Genomic DNA, 17,895 nt, shown 5'->3' with positions numbered 1-17,895 from the left:
AAAGGAACAAAGGCGAATGCCTTTGTTCCTTTTTAAGAAAATGAAAAAGAAAAGAAGAAGATAGGACGAATTGCTTTGTATAGTTTTTCATAACATCCACTCCTTTTCATTTTGATTTGTTTTAAGTATATATCTTTTTGATTATACGAAACAATCTGATTACTTATCAAGTTTATTTTATCGTTTTTTAACAAAATGGTGTCAATGAAAAAAAGAAGAAAAATATTTGAATTTTTTGTGACGAACTTGTAGGTTTTTGTATGATTTTGTAGGTTCGCTTATAAGATGTGTGAGTAGCTTTTATAAATTCAAATTGAAAGCGTTCGCATGAAGGGGATGAACATAAATGAAAAAATTCGGATTGGCAACACAAATTTTTGTCGCGCTTGTTTTAGGGATTGTAGTAGGGGCAGTCTTTTATGGCAATAAAACGGCGATTTCTTATATCACACCAATTGGGGATATATTTATTCACTTAATTAAGATGATTGTAGTACCAATTGTTATTTCAGCATTAATTGTTGCAGTAGCTGGTGTAGGAGATATGAAGAAGCTTGGGAAACTGGGTGGTAAGACAATTCTTTATTTCGAAATTATTACGACGATTGCTATTTTAATGGGATTACTTGCAGCGAATATATTCCAACCAGGTACTGGTGTTGATATGAGTAATTTACAGCAAAGTGATATTTCTTCTTATAAACAAACTGCAGATGCAACAGAGAAGAAAGGTTTTGCTGAGACAATTGTTCACATTGTACCGAAAAACGTATTTGAATCGATTGCACAAGGTGACCTATTACCGATTATATTCTTCTCAGTATTATTCGGCTTAGGAGTTGCGGCAATTGGGGAAAAAGGAAAGCCTGTCTTTAACTTTTTTGAAGGCGTACTCGAAGCCATGTTTTGGGTTACAAATCAAGTTATGAAATTTGCACCATTTGGTGTATTCGCATTAATTGCCGTTACGGTTGCAAAATTTGGTGTAGCAACACTACTTCCGCTAGGAAAACTAGTGCTAGCTGTATACGTAACTGTTATACTATTCGTTGTGATTGTATTAGGTATTAATGCACGAATGGTTGGAGTAAACATTTTTACATTAATAAAAATTTTAAAAGAAGAATTGATTCTTTCATTTACGACAGCAAGTTCAGAAGCTGTTTTACCTAATATAATGAGAAAAATGGAAGAGTTCGGTTGTCCAAAGGCAGTTGCCTCTTTCGTAATTCCGACAGGTTATACATTTAACTTGACTGGATCGGCTATTTATCAAGCGTTAGCGGCATTGTTTGTTGCACAAATGTACGGTGTGCACATGTCACTAACGGAGCAAATAACGTTATTATTCGTTCTCATGTTAACATCCAAAGGTATGGCGGGAGTTCCAGGTGCATCGTTCGTTGTTGTATTAGCAACGTTAGGTTCAATGGGGTTACCACTAGAAGGTATCGCATTAATTGCGGGAATTGACCGCATTTTAGATATGATTCGCTCATCTGTCAATGTATTAGGAAATGCATTAGCGGCCATTGTTATGTCGAAGTGGGAAGGCGAATTCGATAATGAGAAAGCAAAACAATATGTAGAAACAGTCAAAGAAACAAAAGCAGCATAAGAAATCGTTAAGGAGTGAATAATCATGGCAACATTAACTGAAGTTAAAAATGGTGTTCGAATTGAAAAAGATTTTTTAGGTGAAAAAGAAGTACCAAACTATGCATACTACGGCGTACAAACAATGCGTGCAGTTGAAAACTTCCCAATTACAGGATACAAAATCCATGAAGGTTTAATTAAAGCGTTCGCAATTGTAAAAAAAGCTGCAGCGCTTGCGAATACAGATGTAGGAAGATTGGAATTAAACAAGGGCGGTGCGATCGCAGAAGCTGCTCAAGAAATTCTTGATGGAAAATGGCATGATCATTTCATCGTAGATCCAATCCAAGGCGGAGCGGGTACTTCAATGAACATGAATGCAAATGAAGTCATTGCCAATCGTGCTCTTGAATTATTAGGAATGGAAAAGGGAGACTATCATTATATTAGTCCAAATAGTCATGTAAATATGGCCCAATCAACAAATGATGCATTCCCAACGGCGATTCATATCGCAACGTTAAATGCATTAGAAGGCTTATTACAAACGATGGGTTATATGCATGATGTATTTGAATTAAAAGCCGAACAGTTCGATCATGTGATTAAAATGGGACGTACACATTTACAAGACGCTGTGCCAATTCGCCTTGGACAAGAATTTAAAGCGTACTCACGTGTACTTGAACGTGATATGAAACGCATTCAGCAATCACGTCAACACTTATATGAAGTGAACATGGGAGCAACTGCAGTTGGTACAGGCTTAAATGCAGATCCAGAATATATTGAAGCAGTTGTAAAACATTTAGCTGCAATTAGTGAATTACCGCTTGTTGGTGCAGAAGATTTAGTAGATGCGACGCAAAATACGGATGCTTATACTGAAGTATCTGCAGCGCTTAAAGTATGTATGATGAATATGTCTAAAATTGCGAATGACCTTCGCTTAATGGCATCAGGTCCGCGTGTTGGTTTAGCGGAAATTATGTTACCAGCTCGTCAACCAGGTTCATCTATTATGCCAGGGAAAGTAAACCCTGTTATGCCAGAAGTAATTAATCAAATTGCGTTCCAAGTAATTGGTAATGACCATACAATTTGCCTTGCTTCAGAAGCAGGACAATTAGAATTAAACGTGATGGAACCAGTACTTGTTTTCAACTTACTTCAATCGATTAGCATTATGAATAACGGTTTCCGTGCCTTTACAGATAATTGCTTAAAAGGAATTGAAGCGAATGAAGATCGCTTAAAAGAGTATGTTGAGAAAAGTGTAGGAATTATTACAGCCGTGAACCCTCATATCGGTTATGAAGCAGCAGCTCGCGTTGCGAAAGAAGCAATTGCAACAGGCCAATCCGTTCGAGAACTTTGTGTGAAAAATGGTGTATTGTCACAAGAAGACTTAGAGTTAATTCTAGATCCATTCGAAATGACACACCCAGGGATTGCAGGAGCAACTCTTTTAAAGAAAAATTAAAAGAAGAGGGGGGACAATCCCCTCTTTTTTGTTTACAATATAGAAATGCTATATATGAATAGAGGTAGGGATGTTATGAGCAAGTTTACAGTAGCTTCTAATGGCGCATTAGAAACAACATTAAGAGGAGCAGAAGTATTATCAACACCACTTTTAAATAAAGGGGTAGCTTTCACACAAAATGAAAGAGAAGAGTTAGGTTTAAAAGGGTTATTACCGCCAGCGGTTTTAACGTTAGAAGAACAGGCACGCCGAGCATACGAACAATTTAGTTCTCAGCCGGATGATTTATTAAAGAATGTATACTTAACTGCGTTACATGATCGAAATGAAGTATTATTTTATCGTATATTAACAGATCATTTACGTGAAATGTTACCGATTGTATATACACCAACTGTCGGTGTAGCAATTCAAAGATATAGTCATGAATATCGTAAACCACGTGGTGTTTATTTATCAATTAACGATCCATCAGGTATCGAAGAAGCATTCACGAATATCGGTGCAACAGCTGAGAACATTGATTTAGTCGTTGTAACAGATGGAGAAGGCATATTAGGAATTGGTGACTGGGGCGTTGGTGGTATTAACATCGCAATCGGAAAATTAGCTGTTTACACTGCTGCAGTTGGAATCGATCCTAGTCGTGTATTACCGGTAATTTTAGATGTAGGTACAAACCGTGAGGAGCTATTAAACAATCCATTTTATATTGGAAATCGTCACCCTCGTATAACAGGTAAAGCTTACGATGAATTTATTGATACGTTTGTACAAGCGGTAAACAAACAATTCCCGAAAGCACTTTTACATTGGGAAGACTTTAGCTCTCGTAACGCACGAAAAATTTTAGATAAATATCGTCATGATGTTTGTACGTTTAATGATGATATTCAAGGTACAGGTGCAGTTTCACTTGCGGCAGTATTATCGGCAGTGAAAGCTTCTGGTGTACCGCTAAGTGAACACCGCGTTGTTGTATTTGGTGCTGGTACGGCTGGAATCGGTATCGCAGATCAAGTTAGAGATGCGATGGTCCGCGTAGGCGTATCTGAAGAAGAATCATATAAGCGTTTCTGGTGTATTGATCGTAACGGGTTAGTTACAGATAATATGGAAGATCTTCTTGATTTCCAAATTCCGTACGCAAGAAAAGAAGTAGAAGTAAGTGGGTGGAAGCAAAATGATGTGATCGGACTTGCTGAAGTTGTGAAACATGTAAAACCGACAATTTTAATTGGTACATCTACTGTTGCAGGTGCATTTAAAGAAGAGATTATTAAAGAAATGGCTTCTCACGTAGAAAGACCAATTATTTTACCAATGTCGAATCCGACACCACTTGCTGAAGCAAAACCAGCAGATTTAATCGAGTGGACAGAAGGAAGAGCGTTAGTTGCAACAGGAAGTCCATTTGAACCAGTTACATATAACGGTGTAACGTATGTGATTGGACAATCAAATAATGCACTGATTTTCCCAGGTCTTGGTCTTGGAACAATTGTAGTACGAGCAAGCGTCATGACGGATGGAATGTTCGCAGCAGCAGCTGAAGCAGTTGCAAGTATGGTAGATACAAGTCAGCCAGGAGCACCTATTTTACCAGAGGTCGAAGAATTACGTAATATCTCAGAAATGGTTGCAATTGAAGTAGCTAAAGTTGCAGTTGCAGAAGGTGTTGCAAGAGTGAACTTAAGTGATAACGATATCAAGATGGCAGTGAAAGAAGCAATGTGGAAGCCAGAGTATCGCCAAATAAAAGCGGTAGAAAAGGTTAGAATATAGAAAAAAAGCCCGTTTATAACAATAAGCGGGCTTTCGCTTTTACTACTAAAAAAAAGTATAGGAAGTGTCACCTTTGAATTGGAATCAATTATGGAAGAAAGATATGTCCCTTTTAATTATATTAATGGTCGTTGTTCCGATTGCTGGGGAGCTGAACTTTCATCCCTTTAATGATACGTTTCGAGTTAGCTTCGGTACACCGCTATTCTTCTTTTTATTATTATTTTTAAGAAGAGTACCAGCAGGAGTTGCAGGTATTCTTGTTGGTATATCTGTAGTCTTATTCCGAGTATGTCTTGACTGGATCATGCAAGGTTCATTTCATATGACAGAATCATTTTATTTGCGTTATCCTGTGTTCTTCTATTATTTTATTTATGGCAGTTTTTTTTCGCTTTGCAGGGTAAATAAGTTCCATCAGAAACCAATCATTATTGGATGCCTTGGGATTTCAATTGAAATTGTTGCAAGTATGTCAGAACTTGCGTTTTATCACATGTTAGTACTAGGTACAACAATAACGATTTCTGAAGTAAATAAACTCATCATTATTGCTATTTTTCGTAGTTTCTTTGCACTTGGTTTTTTAAATATGATGAATTTATATGAAACGAAATTAAAAGAATCGCAAGTTCGAAAAGAAAATGAAAATATGTTAATGCATCTTTCTAATTTATATGTGGAATCTGTTCATTTGAAAAAGACGTTACAAAATGCGGAGTTAATTACACAAGAAGCATATCAACTATATCGAAATTTACAAGTAAGCGCTGATTCAAGTAGTAAAACAGCATTGAAAATAGCGGGGGAAGTGCATGAAATAAAAAAGGATAATCAAAGGATATTTGCAGGATTATCTAAACTGTTATTAGATAAAAATGTGGCTGAATATGTAGAAGGACATGAGTTAGCAGAAATGATTGTTAGAATAAACGAGAAGTATGCTGAAATGCTAGAAAAGGATATACGTTTTTCTAAACATATAGAAGGTGAGCATGCTGCATACCACGTGTATACAGTTCTATCAATTTTTAATAACCTCGCTGCAAATGCAGTTGAAGCAATTGAAGATAAAGGTGTCATTATTATTAAGCTATATAAAAGAGATCAACATATATTTTTTGAAGTAATTGACGATGGACCTGGTATTGCACAAAAATATAAGAAATTAGTATTTAAGCCAGGATTTACTTCTAAGTATGATCAAACGGGAACACCGTCAACTGGTATTGGGCTTTCTTACATAAATGAAATGGTAACAGAGCTAGGCGGAGAAGTGAGATTAGAAGGCCGAGAAAATAAAAGAGGATGTAAGTTTATCGTTTGTTTACCGGAGGGTAGTTTAAAGCGGGAAGGGGAATAGATTTGTTTTATTATATCGTAGACGATGATGAAGTTTTCCGTTCGATGCTTTCGCAAATTATTGAAGATGGAGATCTTGGAGAAGTAATTGGTGAGGCGGATGACGGAGCTTTTATTGAGGCGGATCAACTAAATTTTAAAAAAGTAGATATTTTATTTATTGATTTGTTGATGCCGATGAGGGACGGAATTGAAACAGTTCGTCACATTGCGTCAACTTTCACGGGGAAAATCATTATGATTTCTCAAGTGGAATCGAAGCAGCTTATAGGTGAGGCATATACACTTGGTGTAGAATATTATATTACAAAACCATTAAATAAAATCGAAGTTGTATCTGTTGTACGCAAAGTGATGGAGCGTATTAGATTGGAGCGTTCTATACACGATATTCAAAAATCATTGAATAACGTGTTTCAGTGGGAAAAACCGCAATTGCGTACTGAACCAGTGCAAGAAGGAAAAAAGATAGGGGATTTAGGGCGCTTTTTACTATCAGAACTCGGTATTGCGGGAGAGAATGGAAGTAAAGATTTACTTAGTATGCTGGAATATTTATATGGTCAAGAAAAGGCACAGACATTTGAGTTTGGCTTTCCTGCGTTAAAAGAAATTTTCCATCATATTACGATAAGAAAATTAGGGGATTTAGCTTTAGAGGCGGATATTGATAAAGAGAAAAAAGCGTCTGAACAAAGAGTACGTCGAGCTATTTATCAGTCGTTAAATCATTTGGCTTCTTTAGGATTAACAGACTTTTCAAATCCAAAATTTGAAAGCTATGCTCCAAAATTTTTCGATTTTACCGTAGTTAGAAAACGGATGACAGAAATGACGAAAGATGAACTCGCATCTTCTGGTCATACGCGAATTAATACGAAAAAGTTTATTCAAGTGTTGTATTTTGAGGCGAAGAGGTTGATGGAGATAGAGTGAAGAAGATGCTTATAAATAAGCATCTTCTTTTGTTAAATCAACATTTTATATTTTCTCGTGGAGCATGTAAAATGTTAAGTAAGAGAAAATGGTTTTATATTAAGGAAGTGTCAAAGCAATGAGTTTCACATTGAATAAATCGATTATTAAAGAAGTGTGCGGAGAGACCTCATATAAAAGAGGTGAAGCCTATTATAAATCAAATAAAGTGATAATAGATCAGTACGATGAAAATAAAGAAATTTGTGAGGCGACAGTAAAAGGGAACGAGGATTTCCATGTTACAGTAGCAAAAGCCAAAAAGGGTGATGTTGTTGCAAAATGTAGTTGTCCTTCATTAGCGTCTTTTCAAACGTACTGTCAACATGTTGCAGCAGTATTAATACAAATAAACTATAATCAACAAACAGGTAGAATGAGCTCCACTAGTAACAGAAATGATCAATTGACAAGTGGTATGTTTCAGCTGTTTGCAGACAAACCACTGAGGCCAAAAAGTAAACAACACCGTTTTGATACACGTGAAATATTAGATATTGAGTTTATATGTACACCAGTAGCTACGAGAAGTGGTGGGGCTCTTCTTGGAATTCAATTGAAACTTGCCAAAGTGTATTTCATAAATCATATTAGAGAATTTCTTTCTAAGGTGGAGAAAAGGGAATCTTTTCATTGTTCAAATGAATTTACATATACACCAGATGTACATAGTTTTAAACAAGAAACGGATGCAATTATTCAGCAGCTCATTAAAATGTATCATAATGAAAAAATGTATGAAGATACGCTAGAAGTACATGCGAAACAAGATGAAAGTATGATATTTATACCGCCAGCTTCGTGGAAGGATATGCTCTCTTCACTTTCTAAAGTTGAATATGTACAGCTGAAACAAAATGAACAACTGTTTCAGGGATTACAAGTTTCAAAAGGTTTGTTGCCGTTACACTTTGAATTTACGAAGGGAAATAATGGCGGATTTACACTTCATATAGATGGTCTAAATCGTGTACAAGTTATGGATATGTATAACAATGCACTTTACGATGGGAAATTATATCACTTACACATTGAAGATTGTATGCGACTTATTGAATTACAAAAGATGATGAGTCGCTCAAATAGTAATCAGTTTTATATTCCAGAAAGTAAGATGGAACATTTCGTCGCGAAAGTTGTACCAGGATTAATGAAGCTCGGAACTGTACACATTGATGAAGTAATATCGGATCGTGTTGAAACACCTTCGCTAAAAGCGAAATTGTATTTAGACCGCGTGAAAAGTCGCTTATTAGCAGGTCTTGAATTTCACTATGGGAACGTCATGATTAATCCGCTAGAAGAGGATGGACAGCCGTCTGTTTTTAATCGTGATGAGAAAAAGGAAAAAGAGATTTTAGACATTATGAGTGAAAGTGCCTTTGCAAAAACAGAAGGCGGTTACTTTATGCATAATGAAGAAGCTGAGTATAACTTTTTATATCACGTCGTGCCAACATTAAAAGGTTTAGTTGATATTTATGCGACGACAGCAATCAAATTGCGAATTAATAAAGGGGATGCAGTTCCTCTTATTACAGTGAGAAGAAAAGAAAGAATTGATTGGTTGTCATTTCGTTTTGATATAAAAGGAATACCAGAAGCAGAAATTAAAGGTGTATTAGCGGCCCTTGAAGAGAAACGTAAATATTATCGATTGGCGAACGGTTCGTTTTTATCGCTAGAGAGTAAAGAGTTTAATGAAATTAATCAGTTTATAAAAGAATCAGGTATTCGGAAAGAATTTTTACATGGAGAAGAGGTAAATGTTCCACTTATTCGGAGTGTAAAATGGATGAACGGACTTCATGAAGGCAATGTTTTAAGTTTAGATGATTCTGTTCAAGAGTTAGTAGAAAACATTCAAAACCCGAAAAAATTAAAGTTTGCTGTGCCAAATACTTTAAATGCAGAAATGAGAAAGTATCAAGTATATGGGTTCGAATGGATGAAAACACTTGCTCATTACCGTTTTGGCGGTATTTTAGCAGATGATATGGGACTTGGAAAAACGTTGCAAAGCATTGCTTTTATAGATTCTGTTTTGCCTGAGATTCGAGAAAAGAAACTACCTATATTAGTCGTTTCACCATCATCTCTTGTTTATAATTGGTTTAGTGAATTGAAAAAATTCGCCCCGCATATTAGAGCAGTTATTGCAGATGGAAACCAAGCAGAGCGCCGGAAAATTTTGAAAGATATAACGGAATTTGATGTCGTAATTACGTCATATCCATTACTGAGAAGAGATATAAGATTGTATGCAAGACCATTTCATACACTATTCCTTGATGAAGCGCAGGCGTTTAAAAACCCTACAACGCAAACGGCAAGAGCTGTGAAAACAATTCAAGCTGAATACCGTTTTGGGCTAACGGGTACACCTGTAGAAAATTCATTAGAAGAGCTATGGTCTATCTTCCATGTCGTCTTCCCAGAATTATTACCAGGAAGAAAAGAGTTCGGTGATTTAAGGCGTGAAGATATAGCGAAGCGAGTGAAACCATTCGTATTAAGACGATTAAAAGGGGACGTATTAAATGAGTTGCCAGAGAAAATAGAGCACTTACAATCATCGGAGTTATTACCCGATCAAAAGAGTCTCTATGCTGCTTATTTAGCGAAGCTCAGGGAAGAAACGTTAAAGCATTTAGACAAAGATACGTTACGTAAAAATAAAATTAGAATTTTAGCTGGTTTAACGAGATTGCGACAAATTTGTTGTCATCCTGCTTTATTTGTTGATGATTACAAAGGAAGTTCAGCTAAATTTGAACAACTGTTAGAGATTTTAGAGGAATGTAGAAGTACAGGAAAGAGAATATTAATTTTTTCTCAATTTACGAAGATGCTTTCCATTATTGGTCGTGAGTTAAATCACCAAGCAATTCCATACTTTTATTTAGACGGGAGTACACCAGCGCAGGAACGTGTAGAGCTGTGCGATCGGTTTAATGAAGGAGAAGGGGATCTATTTCTCATTTCTTTAAAAGCTGGTGGTACCGGACTTAATTTAACTGGTGCAGATACAGTAATATTATACGATTTATGGTGGAATCCAGCTGTTGAACAACAAGCGGCCGATAGAGCGTATCGAATGGGGCAAAAAAATACAGTGCAAGTTATAAAGCTAGTAGCCCACGGAACAATTGAGGAGAAAATGCATGAACTGCAAGAAAGTAAGAAAAATTTAATTGCTGAAGTGATTGAGCCGGGAGAAGAAAAATTAGCATCCATCACGGAGGAAGAAATACGAGATATTTTAATGATTTAATATGAAAAAGCTATGCTTTCACATGTGAAAGCATAGCTTTTTGTTGTAATAATTATATTTTGTTTTGTGCAAAGTAAAGAAATCAAATGTTATTTAAATTACTTCTTTGTACCTTTACTTTTGTATGGCTTTGCAGCTGCCTTTTTCTTTGCACTTGATTGCCAACGGTTCCATCCTTTACTTCCTGTACCTTGTCCTACACCTTTTTTCGGTTTTGCCTTCGTTTTACTCATATGATCACTCCGTTATTTAAAAATCTTATTTGATAATAGTCAATGATTTAGAAAATACTCTTTATAAATGACTATGATTGCTTTAAGTAAAAATAAACTGCTTGAATGCTATAGTATATCATGAAATTGCAAGTAAACTGAAAGGAATTATAAAGAAAATGAAAATAATAAGAAATACTGCGGATTCTATATTCCGAACGATCACATTAATTATTGTGTATACGTTAGTTTCGGTCAGTGAAACATTTTTTGGATTGACGAGGCAGAAAAAGTAAAGATGTTAAATTAACAACAATCAATAAAGCCGTAAAATAAAGAATTGAAAAATATTTTAAAACTTTTTGTTGACTTTCTTTATTTTTTGTATAGAATAATCATTAATAAAATGTTTCAGAGATGTGACAACAAAACGACTATGAAAGGACGAGTAGTAGTAGGACGTAGTTTAAGCGAGTCAGGGGTGGTGTGAGCCTGATACGAAGCCTATTATGAAGAACCTCCTGGAGTTGCTAACCGAAATCCTTTATAGGAAAGTAGACTTAGCCGGGAACTTCGCCGTTACAAGAAGAACAGTATCGAGATATTTCATCTCCGTATTGTATAAGTGAGCAACCTCTGTTGCTAATTTGGGTGGTACCGCGGAACCAAAGCCTTTCGTCCCAGTTTTTTGGGAAAGAAGGGCTTTTTTTGTTGGCTTCTTTTCACAACATCCAAACATTTTAGGAGGAAACCACCATGTATCAATCATTAATGACAGTAAGAGAGACTCAAATTGCAATTAAGGAAGTTAAAACATTTTTCGAGGACCAATTAGCAAAACGCCTTGAACTATTCCGCGTATCTGCACCATTATTCGTAACGAAAAAATCAGGATTAAACGATCACCTAAACGGTGTAGAACGTCCAATTGAATTTGATATGTTACATTCAGGAGAAGAATTAGAAATTGTTCATTCACTAGCGAAATGGAAACGATTTGCATTACATGAATATGGATATGAAGCTGGTGAAGGTTTATATACAAACATGAACGCGATTCGTCGTGATGAAGAACTTGATGCAACGCATTCCATTTACGTTGACCAATGGGATTGGGAAAAAATCGTTCAAAAAGAATGGCGTACTGTCGATTACTTACAAAAAACAGTACAAACAATTTATGGAATATTCAAAGATTTAGAAGATCACTTATTTGAAAAATATCCGTTCCTTGGAAAGTATTTACCGGAAGAAATTGTTTTCGTTACTTCTCAAGAATTAGAAGATAAATATCCAGAATTAACACCGAAAGATCGTGAACATGCAATTGCGAAAGAACACGGTGCAGTCTTCATTATCGGAATTGGTGATGCACTTCGTTCAGGTGAAAAGCACGACGGACGCGCAGCTGATTATGACGATTGGAAATTAAACGGTGACATTTTATTCTGGCACCCAGTACTACAATCTTCATTTGAATTATCATCAATGGGAATTCGTGTTGATAGTAAATCACTTGATGAGCAGTTAACGAAAACTGGTGAAGACTTCAAACGTGAGTATGATTTCCATAAAGGTATACTAGAAGACGTACTACCATTAACAATCGGCGGTGGTATTGGACAATCAAGAATGTGCATGTACTTCTTACGTAAAGCTCATATCGGTGAAGTTCAATCTTCTGTATGGCCTGACGATTTACGTGCAGCTTGTAAAAAAGAAAACATTCATCTGTTTTAATAGAAGTGAGAGAGGGTAGCTCAAAGAGTTATCCTCTCTTTTTATTGTGTAAACGAATGGTTTACAGTGAATTTTACTAATGGTTTCTTTCTTTTATATCTCTTTTTATGTAATAATTTGTTAAAGGAGGGGACGTTATGAATTTAGGAGAACAGTTAAAAAAACTACGAGAGTCAAAGGGATTTTCACAAGAGGATGTTGCTAAAAAGATTGGTGTAACGAGGCAAGCGATATATAAATGGGAAAATGATAAAAGTTATCCTGATATTGATAATTTAATTTTACTGAGCGAAATGTATAATGTTACGCTAGATGAGTTGATAAAAGGGAATCAAGATTTCAAAAAGAAAATACATAGTGATGCAGAAGATGAGGATTTTGAGAAAGGAAATGAATTTGGTTTTTATATTGGATGTGGTTTGCTAATTTTAAGTGCTTTCGTTGATTATGAAGGAATGCAAGAAATCTTATTAGGAATAGCACTATTCATGATAGTTTTTTACTCTGACGTGAAGAAAGTTATTTTGAATGAGTTCAGATCGTTTTTTAAAAGAAAAGATATATATGATAAGAGGTGAGAAGAATCAGTTATATTTCCTAGGAAAGAGTATAAGAAGTAATTGAATTGTTTTATAATGATTTTAGGATGTTGATAGTGTGTTAAAAAGTTCAAACAAGCATAACCCCGTTCTAAAGCTAGGACGGGGTTCAAAATCTAAGTTTTATGAAGCGAGAATTTCTTTCAAATATTTTTACTTTAGTAAAGACTTCTTATAAAATATTACTTATTTATTACCGAGTTCTTCCGCTAAACCGATTAAAATTCCTTCGACTCCACGAATGTAGCAGAGACGATACGAGTTCTCATACTGAACTACTTCACCAACGAGCTCTGCACCATGCTTAGTGAGTCTCGATACCATTTCGTCAATGTCTTCAACGGTGAACATGACGCGTAGATAACCGAGGGCGTTTACAGGAGCATTTCGGTTATCTGATATAGTAGGTGGGGTGAGAAATCGCGAAAGTTCAATTCGGCTGTGGCCATCTGGAGTGACCATCATAGCGATCTCTACGCACTGAGAACCGAGTCCAGTTACGCGACCAGCCCATTCACCTTCGACATTGGCTCGACCTTCGAGATTCAAGCCAATCTCCTCAAAGAAAGAGATTGCGTTATCAAGGGATTCTACAACGATGCTGACATTGTCCATTCGTAGTAATTTGTTTTTTGCCATAGTCTTATCTCCTTATGTATAAAAGTCTATTATTTAATTATCCTCATAATTATACTACTAAGTAGTTACAAATTCCTTTCAGTCAAAAACACCTTGTCACAGTATAGGAAAATGTGACAAGGTGTTTTTTAATATGTCATATAGCATCGTGTTAACGAACAGCTTTTTATTTAATAGGAAGGTAATACATTAATATGATTTTTTTAGCATTACTAAATATATCAGATTAGCTCATTTGCACTAAAGGCTCAATTTTCGCCATAAATGATTGATGCAGCGCCTCAACGCCTGTTACTAAATGAAGGCGGTCAATAACGACAGACACTTTAATTTCTGATGTACTTACCATTTTAATATGAATATCTTCTTCTTTTAAAGTAGTGAACATATTTGCAGCGACACCTGGGTTAGATACCATGCCAGATCCTACGATTGATACTTTTGCTAAGTGATTTTCATGTTCTACAGATTCATAGTGAAGAGTTTCTTGATTTTGTTCCAAAACTTCTAAAGTTTCTCTTAAATCATTCGAATGAATGGAGAAGGAGAGGTGTACAGTTCCTTCATTTGTAATACTTTGAATGATGATATCTACATTAATGTGTGCTGCTGCTAATGTAGAGAAAACTGTTGAAAGCGAGCCTTGTTCTAATCCTTTAATTGTGACACGTGTAATGTTATCCTCAAATGCAATACCTTTAACGATTGATTGTTGTTCCATGTTACATTCTCCTTTTACAATTGTTCCGTTTTCTTGTTCCATACTTGAGCGAACTTCTAAAACTACATTATGATTTTTAGCAAACTCAACAGCGCGCGGGTGTAATACGCCAGCACCGAGATTAGCAAGCTCTAACATTTCGTCATAAGAAATTTCGTCTAATTTGTAAGCATCTTTTACAACTCGTGGGTCCGTCGTATATACACCTGTCACATCCGTATAAATATCACATTTTTTTGCTTTAAGTGCAGCAGCTAATGCGACAGCAGTCGTATCAGAGCCACCACGGCCAAGCGTTGTAATTTCATTTTCTACACTTATACCTTGGAAACCAGCTACGATAACAATCGTACCTTCAGCAAGATAAGATTGAATACGATCTGTATGAATGTCAGTAATCCGTGCACTACTATGTACAGATTCTGTCGTAATACCTGCTTGCCACCCTGTTAATGAAATTGCATGATAGCCTTTTGCTTGCAGTGCCATTGTTAATAATGAAATAGTTACTTGTTCTCCTGTAGATAGAAGCATATCCATTTCACGTTTACTTGGATTTTCTGTGATAGCGTTAGCGAGTGCGACAAGTTCATCTGTGCTTTTTCCCATTGCTGAAACGACAGAGACAATGCTATGACCTCGTTCATATTCTTCAATAATTAAATTTGCTACATGTTGAATGCGTTCGACGCTTCCGACAGAAGTGCCACCAAATTTTTGAACAATTGTTTCCATTACAAATTCCTTCTTTCGTCTATTTTTAAGAATAGATTAGGAAATATATAAATCCCCAATACTCCTGTAGTTACCAGAAAGACAAACAAAAAACACCATCTCAAATAAGTGAGGATGGTGCTGTTACAGGAAAAGGGAAACAGAAAACGGAGCTAATAAAAAAACCGCCAAAAAAGGAATATCATAAAAAAATGATATCTCTTTTTTGTAGATAGCTCTTCATACGTACACGTCTGTACATATGACAGTTCTGTTTCTATTCGAAAACAGCCCCAATTGATAAATGCAGAGAAATTTATCAATTTCGGCAATACTTCCTTTCATCTAAGTTCATAGACATCTCTGTGTCTCCATTAGAATACTCATAAGTATCGCAACCTCTATCTCACGTTTTAGGCGAGAGTGTTTGATTTATGAAGTTGTTGGTAACATTTGTTTTATAATAATTTAAATTTTTCGTGGAATCAAGTGTTTTATATATATTTTAAAAATTCTTTCTTTTTTCTGAGGAAGTTTGTGAAAAATGTAGCAAAATAAATTCATTGCATGTACATTAAAGTTATAGTGCATAGGAGGTGGGGAGAATGAAAAGGAAACAGCCTATTTATGTTGCGACAAAAATGAACACGACGATGGAAAAATTATGGGAATATACGCAAGAACCAGATATACATACAGAGTGGGATGCTCGCTTTACTGAAATTTCGTATTTAGAGAAAAAAGAAGGGGAACCACAGAAGTTTTTGTATAAAACAAAGATTGGATTTGGGCTTGAAATAGTTGGAGAAGGGGAATCAATAGGTGAAATAAGAAAAGATATTTTAATGCAGTTATGCAGTTTGATGAAAACGAAAATGAAATTGTAGATTATTTTGGTGAACCACATTTACTCGTTTCTACACTGCATTTTCATATCGATGAGTTAGGGGCAATGCATATTTCTTCAAAGAAACAATGGTTTTATATGTTTGGAAGAAAAATGCCGTTACCAAAATTTTTGTATGGTGAGGCAAAAATTGTTGAAAGTTATGATGAAACACTACAATGTTTTCGAATTCATGTACAAGTACGAAACCCGTTAATTGGTTCGCTTTTTTCATATAAGGGAACATTTGTGGAAAGGGAATAGACGATATGAAAAATATAATATTTGGGCTTGCTTGCTATGTTGTTTTTCTAATAAGTGAGTGGTCGAATATAAATCCTGTTGAAGCAATTATATTATTATCTGTTTTATTATTTATACCAATGTCATTTTGTATTATTGATAAAAGAAAAAGAGATGGATCGCAATTATTATTTTATAAATCCGTATCATTTTTATATCCAATCGCAGCAATTTGTGCAATGTTAGCTTTCGTCACAAATCACTATTTATTTGCGCTAGTTTGGTTTGTATATACAGGAATTGTTGCGTTATTTGGTGTAAGTAGATTGCTAGAAAGAGGATGGAAGCCGTTAGAAGAGATCGCCATAGATAGTGCGTTTATTTATTTGTTTTTAGGTGGTTTTTGGTTTTCTGCTTCAGTAGCAAAACTTTCAATTATGCATTTTAGCTCTGACATTGTTTTACTCACAGCTGCACATTTTCATTATTCGGCGTTTCTATTGCCATTATCAGCTGGTTTAATAGGGAGAAAAAGAGAAAAGAGAAGTAAAGTGTATGATGCTATTATGTTTATCATCATGATTTCACCTATGACAGTTGCAATAGGAATTACATACTCAAGAATATTTGAATTTTTTGCAGTGTTCCTATATTTATGTGCAATTTATGGGTATGGATTTTACGTTTGGAGAGCAAAATTTAATGCTATCAGTGCAAAGATTCTTCTAATCGTTTCGTCTAGTACACTCATGGTTACAATTATGTTCTCACTTATATATTCATACGGGAATTTGAAGCATGTCTTGACGATTACAATTGCTCAAATGGTTTGGATTCATGGTGTTGTCAACGGAATTGGAGTAGCGTTACCGGCATTTATCGGCTGGGTGATTGAAAAGAGTGTTCCGAATTATAAATACTATGGGAAACCAATGAGTAAGTTAAGAGGAAATGTGGCAATTGGTGAGGCTTATTTATATAGCAGCAATTTAGTAGACAGTAAGGAATACAACGGTTTAGTTGATAAAGTAAATGACTTTCATAGTGAGGCATTTGATGTGACGAAGGTTCCTTTAAGTATTATTCATTTTTATGAAAATACAGTAGAGTATGAATTGCAATCGAGTATTAAATGGGCTCGTTGGTTCCGTCCGTTCGCACTTTGCTATGAGAAAATGAGTAAGCGTGTAGAACAAATACATTTAGGAATGGGCGGCAATTGGGAAACGATGCATGGCTCTATCATTAGTGTCATAGATGAGAAAGATGGAAGAGAGAATGTAAGGGCTTGGCTAAGAAAAAATGAAGCAGGTAAATCTATTTTTGTAGCTCTTTATTCAAAGCATACAAATAAGAGTGAGACATATATGAATATCGCCTTACCTTTACCTTATTCGAATATGACTGGTATTTTGAAACTATATAATGATAGTCATGATTTAATTATTACTAGTAAGTTAAGAGAAAATGGTCAGGGAGATGAGGGGATTTATTTACATACTCGGTTCTTGACAATCCGTTTACCGTTAGCAGAGACTTTTATTATAAAAGAGCGCACGGATCACATACTAGAAGCTAATCATAGAATGTGGATATTTGGAGTTAAGTTTTTAGAAATTGATTATAAGATTAAGAAAGTACAGGAGAAGTAAGAAAAGCT

General features: G+C 35.4%; 12 protein-coding genes, 2 pseudogenes, 1 riboswitch and 1 other annotated feature. Of the genes and pseudogenes, 11 read left to right on the top strand and 3 right to left on the bottom strand.

Annotation, left to right across the window (positions count from 1 at the left end; translation table 11 throughout):
- Nucleotides 1-346: 346 nt before the first annotated feature.
- From QCI79_RS03770 to QCI79_RS03745, 6 genes are all read left to right on the top strand, one after another.
- Nucleotides 347-1,618, top strand: coding sequence for a cation:dicarboxylate symporter family transporter (locus QCI79_RS03770; protein ID WP_000713291.1), 1,272 nt, complete (start codon nucleotides 347-349; stop codon nucleotides 1,616-1,618).
- Between the two features lie 24 nt (nucleotides 1,619-1,642).
- Complete coding sequence (aspA, locus tag QCI79_RS03765) at nucleotides 1,643-3,082, top strand: aspartate ammonia-lyase (protein WP_000224178.1); 1,440 nt, start codon at nucleotides 1,643-1,645, stop codon at nucleotides 3,080-3,082.
- 75 nt (nucleotides 3,083-3,157) lie between these two features.
- Nucleotides 3,158-4,870: an oxaloacetate-decarboxylating malate dehydrogenase gene (gene malS / locus QCI79_RS03760; RefSeq protein ID WP_002100899.1), complete on the top strand. Its 1,713-nt coding sequence runs from the start codon at nucleotides 3,158-3,160 to the stop codon at nucleotides 4,868-4,870.
- Between the two features lie 64 nt (nucleotides 4,871-4,934).
- The gene (locus tag QCI79_RS03755) at nucleotides 4,935-6,233 is read left to right on the top strand and encodes a sensor histidine kinase (RefSeq protein ID WP_002004878.1); all 1,299 of its coding nucleotides are present in this window, start codon (nucleotides 4,935-4,937) and stop codon (nucleotides 6,231-6,233) included.
- Nucleotides 6,234-6,235: 2 nt separating this feature from the next.
- The gene (locus tag QCI79_RS03750) at nucleotides 6,236-7,168 is read left to right on the top strand and encodes a response regulator (RefSeq protein ID WP_000500302.1); all 933 of its coding nucleotides are present in this window, start codon (nucleotides 6,236-6,238) and stop codon (nucleotides 7,166-7,168) included.
- 118 nt (nucleotides 7,169-7,286) lie between these two features.
- Nucleotides 7,287-10,481: a DEAD/DEAH box helicase gene (locus QCI79_RS03745; RefSeq protein ID WP_000011051.1), complete on the top strand. Its 3,195-nt coding sequence runs from the start codon at nucleotides 7,287-7,289 to the stop codon at nucleotides 10,479-10,481.
- 98 nt (nucleotides 10,482-10,579) lie between these two features.
- Here the strand turns inward: QCI79_RS03745 and QCI79_RS03740 are convergent, their stop codons facing one another.
- Nucleotides 10,580-10,714 carry a DUF3934 domain-containing protein gene (locus tag QCI79_RS03740; RefSeq protein ID WP_000047588.1) on the bottom strand — a complete coding sequence of 45 codons (135 nt, stop codon included), beginning with the start codon at nucleotides 10,712-10,714 and terminating at the stop codon, nucleotides 10,580-10,582.
- Between the two features lie 406 nt (nucleotides 10,715-11,120).
- Nucleotides 11,121-11,379, top strand: a binding site (T-box leader).
- A gap of 70 nt (nucleotides 11,380-11,449) precedes the next feature.
- Here QCI79_RS03740 and asnA point away from each other — a divergent pair.
- Both asnA and QCI79_RS03730 read left to right on the top strand, forming a co-directional pair.
- Entirely contained in the window at nucleotides 11,450-12,433 is a 984-nt protein-coding gene (gene asnA, locus QCI79_RS03735; protein ID WP_000284914.1) for an aspartate--ammonia ligase, read from the top strand.
- Between the two features lie 137 nt (nucleotides 12,434-12,570).
- Nucleotides 12,571-13,011 (top strand): helix-turn-helix domain-containing protein, encoded by a 441-nt coding sequence (locus QCI79_RS03730; RefSeq protein ID WP_001048450.1) that lies wholly within the window; start codon nucleotides 12,571-12,573, stop codon nucleotides 13,009-13,011.
- Between the two features lie 207 nt (nucleotides 13,012-13,218).
- Here QCI79_RS03730 and QCI79_RS03725 read toward each other — a convergent pair whose 3' ends face one another.
- Both QCI79_RS03725 and QCI79_RS03720 read right to left on the bottom strand, forming a co-directional pair.
- Nucleotides 13,219-13,671, bottom strand: coding sequence for a VOC family protein (locus tag QCI79_RS03725; RefSeq protein ID WP_001107261.1), 453 nt, complete (start codon nucleotides 13,669-13,671; stop codon nucleotides 13,219-13,221).
- Nucleotides 13,672-13,897: 226 nt separating this feature from the next.
- Nucleotides 13,898-15,127, bottom strand: coding sequence for an aspartate kinase (locus QCI79_RS03720; protein WP_000448032.1), 1,230 nt, complete (start codon nucleotides 15,125-15,127; stop codon nucleotides 13,898-13,900).
- Nucleotides 15,128-15,331: 204 nt separating this feature from the next.
- Nucleotides 15,332-15,518: riboswitch (Lysine riboswitch) on the bottom strand.
- Between the two features lie 193 nt (nucleotides 15,519-15,711).
- Here QCI79_RS03720 and QCI79_RS03715 point away from each other — a divergent pair.
- From QCI79_RS03715 to QCI79_RS03705, 3 genes and pseudogenes are all read left to right on the top strand, one after another.
- Nucleotides 15,712-15,969, top strand: a pseudogene (locus tag QCI79_RS03715) (hypothetical protein); the annotation flags it as partial.
- Nucleotides 15,933-16,256 (top strand): annotated as a pseudogene (locus tag QCI79_RS03710) (DUF4166 domain-containing protein); the annotation flags it as partial. The pseudogenes QCI79_RS03715 and QCI79_RS03710, both read left to right, overlap by 37 nt.
- A 5-nt stretch (nucleotides 16,257-16,261) precedes the next feature.
- Complete coding sequence (locus QCI79_RS03705; protein WP_021728691.1) at nucleotides 16,262-17,887, top strand: YndJ family protein; 1,626 nt, start codon at nucleotides 16,262-16,264, stop codon at nucleotides 17,885-17,887.
- The last annotated feature ends 8 nt before the right edge of the window (nucleotides 17,888-17,895 follow it).

This window comes from Bacillus cereus group sp. MG1, assembly GCF_040460035.1.
Lineage (GTDB): Bacteria > Bacillota > Bacilli > Bacillales > Bacillaceae_G > Bacillus_A > Bacillus_A cereus.
Note: the sequence above shows the minus strand (reverse complement) of the source record. Positions and strands in the feature narration are given on the sequence as shown.